This is a genomic window from Pseudomonas sp. B7(2017) (assembly GCF_002112745.1).
Classification (GTDB): Bacteria; Pseudomonadota; Gammaproteobacteria; order Pseudomonadales; family Pseudomonadaceae; genus Aquipseudomonas; species Aquipseudomonas ekonensis.
This window is the reverse complement of sequence record NZ_NEIP01000026.1, coordinates 39,963-46,886: the sequence shown is the minus strand read 5'-3', so window position 1 is coordinate 46,886 and position 6,924 is coordinate 39,963. Positions and strand designations below refer to the sequence as shown.

8 protein-coding genes and 3 pseudogenes are annotated in these 6,924 nt (G+C 51.6%); 10 read left to right on the top strand and 1 reads right to left on the bottom strand.

From position 1 onward, the window contains the following. The 10 genes and pseudogenes from CAG29_RS27170 to CAG29_RS27130 all read left to right on the top strand — a co-directional run. A partial coding sequence (locus CAG29_RS27170; protein WP_305879835.1) for an RHS repeat-associated core domain-containing protein occupies positions 1 to 556 on the top strand: 556 nt, incomplete at its 5' end. 449 nt (positions 557 to 1,005) lie between these two features. Further along, a pseudogene (locus tag CAG29_RS28865) lies at positions 1,006 to 1,824 on the top strand (RHS repeat-associated core domain-containing protein); the annotation flags it as partial. A gap of 1 nt (position 1,825) precedes the next feature. Next, entirely contained in the window at positions 1,826 to 2,188 is a 363-nt protein-coding gene (locus CAG29_RS28405) for a hypothetical protein (RefSeq protein ID WP_139831439.1), read from the top strand. Positions 2,189 to 2,241: 53 nt separating this feature from the next. Then, positions 2,242 to 2,667: pseudogene (locus CAG29_RS28685) on the top strand (RHS repeat-associated core domain-containing protein); the annotation flags it as partial. Positions 2,668 to 2,915: 248 nt separating this feature from the next. Continuing rightward, the gene (locus CAG29_RS28680) at positions 2,916 to 3,230 is read left to right on the top strand and encodes a hypothetical protein (protein WP_218189835.1); all 315 of its coding nucleotides are present in this window, start codon (positions 2,916 to 2,918) and stop codon (positions 3,228 to 3,230) included. Beyond that, a complete protein-coding gene (locus CAG29_RS27150; protein WP_085586760.1) occupies positions 3,227 to 3,697 on the top strand; it encodes a hypothetical protein in 471 nt (156 codons plus the stop codon). Before CAG29_RS28680 ends, CAG29_RS27150 begins: the two co-directional genes overlap by 4 nt. 159 nt (positions 3,698 to 3,856) lie before the next feature. Further along, positions 3,857 to 4,078, top strand: coding sequence for a hypothetical protein (locus CAG29_RS27145; RefSeq protein ID WP_085586765.1), 222 nt, complete (start codon positions 3,857 to 3,859; stop codon positions 4,076 to 4,078). Between the two features lie 215 nt (positions 4,079 to 4,293). Beyond that, complete coding sequence (locus tag CAG29_RS28615) at positions 4,294 to 4,719, top strand: hypothetical protein (protein WP_085586759.1); 426 nt, start codon at positions 4,294 to 4,296, stop codon at positions 4,717 to 4,719. A 46-nt stretch (positions 4,720 to 4,765) separates the two neighbouring features. Further along, positions 4,766 to 5,248 (top strand): annotated as a pseudogene (locus CAG29_RS27135) (RHS repeat domain-containing protein); the annotation flags it as partial. Between the two features lie 44 nt (positions 5,249 to 5,292). After that, positions 5,293 to 5,880, top strand: coding sequence for a hypothetical protein (locus tag CAG29_RS27130; protein ID WP_256576809.1), 588 nt, complete (start codon positions 5,293 to 5,295; stop codon positions 5,878 to 5,880). A gap of 56 nt (positions 5,881 to 5,936) precedes the next feature. Here CAG29_RS27130 and CAG29_RS27125 read toward each other — a convergent pair whose 3' ends face one another. Further along, positions 5,937 to 6,911 (bottom strand): tetratricopeptide repeat protein, encoded by a 975-nt coding sequence (locus CAG29_RS27125; RefSeq protein ID WP_085586758.1) that lies wholly within the window; start codon positions 6,909 to 6,911, stop codon positions 5,937 to 5,939. Between the last annotated feature and the right edge of the window lie 13 nt (positions 6,912 to 6,924).

The following is a 6,924-nucleotide window of genomic DNA, read 5'->3' as shown; positions in this document are numbered from 1 at the left end:
ACGGTTCCTGACGCCGGATCCGATCAAGCTGGCGGGTGGGTTGAACAACTACCAGTACGTGCCTAACCCTACGGGGTGGGTGGATCCGTTGGGGTTGAATGGGTGTCCAGGTTCTGAAGACAAGAAACCCTCCAAGAATCCTTCCGAGAGTACAAGAGCCAACACGGGAGAGTCGACACCTCCAGATATTGAATGGTCAAGCCCAAGCGTCAAGAGAGCTTCTGCGCAACTTGATAGCGGGGCCAAAGATGTAACCGTTAACAGCCGTGCGGAGGCAGAGGAATTGTTCAGAGGAAAGTATGCAGGTCAAGGGTATAGAAATGCCGAAGCCTTCAACTCTGTAACTGCAAAAGACTACTTCCAAACGCCTCAAGGAAAAGAATCATATTACCATTGGGACGACACACCAGTCTCCGACATCGAGACTAGGAAAGTTTACATGGCAAACCATAGCCCGACAGACCCACACGCAGCTATGCCACACCTTCAACTACATCCAAAAGATGGAAAAGTCATTCGAATCTACTGGCCAAACCAATTTGAGGGTCAAAAATGAGTGCCGATCTTACGATCCCACGCGCCGTCTGGTTCGGACTAGAGGGGAAAGGCTATGACAATATCGCGCAAGAGCTTAAATCTGAAGACCCACTACTTAGAGTGTGGGCTTCCATATATGCAATCTACAAGTACGAAATAACAACACCGCACCAATACTACGACTTTATACACAACACAAAGGACTCACGCTTTGCGATCGTAGTTTTTACAATCCCCCAAAAAACCATTGAAACTAGCGACGGAATCGATGACAGAGACATTACGATAGTCAATATAGAAAAAGCAGATTCAGAAATCGAATTATATAAACACCTAGAGCACCTGAACATAAATCCCACCCTTTTCACACCACCATGGAAATGTGATTACCCGCTATAGCCCACGACATGAGTTACAAAGCCCGCTTCCTCAGAGGAGAGCTCAAATATTTTTTGGCTTAGTACCTAACCGGGCAGCTTCCGCCCGCTCGCGATGCTCGACGGCGAAGGCCCGCGCCGAGCCACGCCGTTCTACTACCAACTCGACCACCTCGGCACCCCGCAGGAGCTCACCGACTACAGCGGCGAGATCATGTGGTCGGCCAAATACCGCGCCTACGGCAACCTCGCCGCCCTCGACGTGGCCGAAATCGACAACCCGCTGCGCTTCCAGGGCCAGTACTTCGACGCGGAGACAGGCCTACACTACAACCGGCATCGCTACTACAATCCGGGGACTGGACGGTTCCTGACGCCGGATCCGATCAAGCTGGCGGGTGGGTTGAACAACTACCAGTACGTGCCTAACCCTACGGGGTGGGTGGATCCGTTGGGGTTGAGTAGCAACAACTGCCCTGGAAAGAAGATTGACACACGTGATTATCAGACCCGAAAGGAATTAAGGTCTGATATCTACGACGCGAAACGTCCGGAAGGCCGCCATGCAACAAAACACACCAATGCTCAATCAGCAGAGCAAGCGCGGTCAATGAGCCTCGGCAAAGGAACTAAGGACGGAAAGCCTGAAGCATCTTACTTGCCAGACATTGCAAACAATGTGAGTGGTTTTGAAAAGCAAGCTGCATATGCTGCAGTACGTGATGGAAACGTTTTTGACCATGGCGGCTCGAGATATATGTTTTATCGCTCAGAAACCCCGGCTGGCTACAATAACGGCGAATTAACAAACTGGGTCAGAATTGAATTGACCAAGGCTGGCGAACCCGTTATACATAGCTTCCCTGCGTCTCCTGAACAGGTTCAAAAATACATGGGGAAAACAAAATAGCATGAGCAATAAATTAGAATACGAACTCCATCCACTTCGAGTCCCAAGCGGCTGGACAATCACAATCAATAATCTATTTGAAGTTGAGCTTACCCCTAGCACTGCCGAATGGTTTAGCAGCTCTGTCTTACTAGGTGGAGTCCGACGTTCAACTGGACATTGCTTCGACTCCCGAGTTGAACCTGAAGGTGATCCAAATGGGGAATTTGTAATCGACTTCCTGACAATCAAGTACGACAACAAAGGAAAGCCTCTAAAAAACTCTGAAGAATCTCTAGGGGAATTTAGAACAAAAAACAAAGCTGAATTCATCAGCAAAATTGAGTCCTTTATGTTAGATACTCAAACTGTAAATTTAAAATAAGCAATGGAGGTGAATTGATTCTGAATACTTGAAGAAACAATCTGCCTCCATTTCGTTACCGCAGCTACATCTACGAATCGGGCACCTTCCGCCCGCTCGCGATGCTCGACGGCGAAGGCCCGCGCCGGGCCACGCCGTTCTACTACCAGCTCGACCACCTCGGCACCCAGCAGGAACTCACCGACTACAGCGGCGAGATCATGTGGTCGGCCAAGTACCGCGCCTACGGCAACCTCGCCGCCCTCGACGTGGCCGAAATCGACAACCCCCTGCGCTTCCAGGGCCAGTACTTCGACGCGGAGACAGGCCTACACTACAACCGCCATCGCTACTACAATCCGGGGACTGGACGGTTCCTGACGCCGGACCCGATCAAGCTGGCGGGTGGGTTGAATAACTCCCAGTACGTGCCTAACCCTACGGGATGGGTGGATCCACTAGGATTGGACAACTGCCCTGGAGCAGATTGTAAACCCCCGAACAATACCGCAAATGCGACCAAGCCTGATCGCATCCCGATGACGCAATCTAAATATGATGAGATTATTAATTTAGAACGAGGCAATCGGCCTGGGAGTGCGCGTGAGTACTTGCCGGAGCAGTATGTGGACCTTCACGAAGAGGCTTTTAGACAACAAGGTGGCTCATTTGTTGGTATTGATCAGTGGATTGAGCGATCCTCCTATCCGACGTTACCCCTAGAAAATTTGTAGGCCTACCGTCCGAAATGGACAGTGTAGTTGCAAAATACAAAGCAAGTGGTGGAGACTGGGAGGTTCTAAACCGAGAGCTAAATCTGGGTTCGAACGACCTTTCGTCAGCTAAAATTTATCTAGTAAAAATTAAACCTGATGACCCACGATTCAAATACGAAATACCTAACGGGAACGAAGCCGGTGCTTACCCTAAAGAATGGGTTCCTGGTGGCGAGACCAAGAGCGGCACCAAAGAGGCAGCGCTCATCGGCTCCGAGAAAATCGATCACGGTGCCGACATGAAGAAACTTTTAAGCCAATTTGATGATTGGGAACAACTCCAATGACAACCAATTTTGAAACAGCCTTAAATAAAAATGAGTTTCCCGATTATTTTAGAGGAAATGGCGAATACTTCACACGAGACCCTGACTGGGGAACCCAGTTGCATATAATAAATTGGCAGGAGCTATGTGGTTATTTTAAAACATTGGATAACTCGACAGAGATATTGAAGGGGGCGTTTAGCGTCTACTTAAACTCGGTTGAGCTTACTAAAAATGACGCTAATGATCTGTTTGAGAACATTGGATGCTACTATTACCTGCGAAATAAGCATCCTTTTTTGTCGAAGCATGGATTCGACCTTGTGCGAAATGCCGCTGATAGTGAAAAACAGAAAATCTCGCTCGTCATGGCATTCCTAAGAAAGACTGTCGTAACCGACAACAACCCACAAGACATAGAGCTTTATAATCGTCGTATGAGCAAACTCATTGACGACGGTGGCCCAGCCAACATCGATAATCTTTAATTTATCTTTGACGACGGAGCCCATCAGCTTATTCCGCATTGATGGGCGCGTCACCTCCCGTGAACAAGGTGCACGTGGTGCGCATTTGCTGAGCCTCCGAAACCAGTCAATCCGACTTCATCTACGTGCAGAATGTCACTTTTATCCGGAGAAATGGCTGTGCTAACCGAGCTGCAGGCCCGTACAGCGCTCAAAGAATTAATTGAGAAATATCTCAAGGACAAATCTCTCGACTTCGACCGCCTAATCGAAATTGTTCAGAATCCTTCGCGACAAGTACCGATCAAAGGGGTGTTGGAAGATATTCGCCGCCACAACAAAATTGAGTACACGCTAGAAGAGCTTCAACTGTTCGACAACCTTCTATATATGTATGGGTAATTTGCTTGCTACTAATAACCGGAGACCCAAAAAAGAAGACGCCATGAATACCCCCTAAGCTTGACGACAAGCCAATATCGCGGCATGAAATGCATAGTCAGAGACAGACCTCGCAGCAATGATCGCTTGATGCTCGATGGTGTGCTTTGGGTGCTCTGCTCAGGCGAGATATGCCTGAGCGAAACAATAACTTTACTACCACCAGGAACGACTCCATGAGATTCACCTCAGAAAACGAAACAGTTAATCAACATCACATTGGATACCGAAGCCTTGGCTTCGGCGAACCAACAGACCTAAAAACAAAACAATACGAACTAATTATCGAGCTTAACAAACTGCCAAGCAGCTTCATAGAACACGCCAACACATTCATCCAACAATGCAGGCTTGACGATACTGAACAAGGCTTCTCTGACATCCAGGAACTACAAACTTTGCAGTATCCCGAGTTTTACGAGCTAACGAAAAAATCTCCAACCCTATCCGCATCCTTAATAAAGGACTACCTTTACTTCGACCTGCTTTTTGCACTATTCCCGCAAACTGAAAACCTAAAGCTTGTGATAAGCAATATAACGAGCATCCAAGTAAGTGATACCAGATTAAAAATAACAGGCGAAACCTTTCCTTTCAAATAAACACCAACACTAAAAATTTTTACCAGCCATAGTAAAACCCACCACGCTCGACTACCGCCACCTGCCCGGCGGCCAGCTCAGCGGCATCGACCTCAACGGCTCGCGCCTGACCCGCCACCAGTTCAGCGCCGGCCGCGAACAGCAGCGCCAGCAAGGCCTGCTGCTCAGCCAATACCAGTACGACGAACAAGGGCGGCTGCAGGCCCATAGCGTCAGCCAGCGCGACAAGAACCTGTTCCAGCGCCGCTACGCCTACGACGCCAACGGCAACCTCGCCGGCATCGACGACAGCCGCAAGGGCAACCGCAGCTTCCACTACGACCCGCTCGACCGCCTCATCAGCGTGCGCGGCGCCACCCCGGAAAGCTTCGCCCACGACCCCGCCGGCAACCTCCTCGGCCAGAACGACCTGCCCGTCGCCAACCTGGCCAACGTCAAGGGCAACCGCCTGCTGATGCAGGGCGACCGCCACTACGACTACGACGCCCACGGCAACCTGATCCGCGAACGCCGCGGCGCCGGCCCTCGGCCCTGGTGAACGGCCATTACACCGTCAAATCCAGTGAGGAACCGGTGACCTGCAACGATTTGCCTGACACCGTGCTGACGGTTTTCCAGCCCAAAGGCGCCAACAAGTCGGACGCTGAACCACTGATCGCCTGGAGCAAGCAGTTGCCGCGCCTGCTGGCAATCCGGGCCGAAAGCGACGATCCCGAGACGCGCGCCGCTGCGCAGAAGATCGCAACGGTTGAGTATGTTTCCACCGACCCGGAAAAAGGCGCCTGGAGCGCCGCGCAACTGCCCTCCGATTTTCCCAAGGCAATGCTTCCGATGCTTCCGAAGCGCGCTCACTTGATCGGCGCCGGCGCACACGGTGAGTTCACCACACCGGGCATGGAAGGCACGCCGATGGACGGTGACTGGGATAAGATGGCTGGCCGGCCTCGGCATGAGTTTGAGGTGATTCTGCGCACCTATTCCGACTATGCCGATGTCCTGGACTTCTATAAGCAACAGGCCAAAGACGCGCAGATCAGCGGCAACGAGAGGAAAGCCTTGGTTGAAGGCTACATCGGCGGCGGCACTTACAAAGTCGAGATCCGCAATCGAAAAGAGGAAGGAACTGTCATTACCTTGTCTGCCTGGCAACAAGAAGTCTGATTTGAGTACCGCATGCAGGGGCGAGAACTACCTCACCCTTGCATGTCGGCTTGGCCTCAAAGGTTATCCAACGCCTCTTCAGCCCCCGGTGCCGAGCGCTCATACGCCTTCAGCATCCAGAACTTGGCCTTGGACTTGCTCTTAGGCAACCCACCCCGCCCTTGCGCGTACATGCTCCCCAATGCCAATTGCGCTTTGCCGAAGTTGGCATCGGCCAACTTGCGATAGAGCTTGGCTGCTTCACGCTCGTTGCGCTTCGTTCCGGTTCCTTGCTCAAGCATTCGCGCCATTTCGTATTGGGCGTACTCGTTTCCTTGTGCGGCAGACTTGCCGTACCACTCAAAGGCACCGGCTTCATCCTTTTCAATACCCCGTCCCGCGGCCATCACTTCGGCAAAGTCGAACTGTCCAGAGTCATTCCCTGTCTCGGCGTACTTGCGAAGCCACTTGGCAGCGACGACATCATCCTGAGGAACCTCCGTTCCGCTTTGGTAAATCGCCCCCAACAACATGTATGCCGAGGGGTATCCGCTCTCCGCTGCCTGGTGGTAATACGCCAGAGCCTTGTCCATATCCTTGAGGTTCTTTATCGATCGGCCGCCCCGATGGTAAATCTGCGCCAGATTGAATTGGGCTTTCGCATTGCCTTGCTCCGCAGCCTTGAGATACCAGACAACTGCTGCGTCCTCACCTTCCACACTCCAGTCCGAGCTCAATTCGCGGCCCAGTTCAACTTGTGCTTCCGCAATGCCTTGTTCGGCGGGTTTACGGAACCACTGTTCGGGCATTCCCGGCGACCACCGTTCGACGACTTCGCAAAGATCTTCCTGAATGGCTTTGCCGAACTCCAGTTGCGCATTCAGATCGCCCGTGACGGCTTGTTCATGCAAACGCTCCGAGTGAGGCAGGCATTCACCCTTTTTCATTGCGTCATAAAGTTCACGCGGTTCCTGCGCCCACAGGCTGGAAGAGACGAACAATGTGAAAAGCGCGGAGCCAGCCACACTGAAAGCTTTGAAACTACGGTTCATTGATACTCCCTGT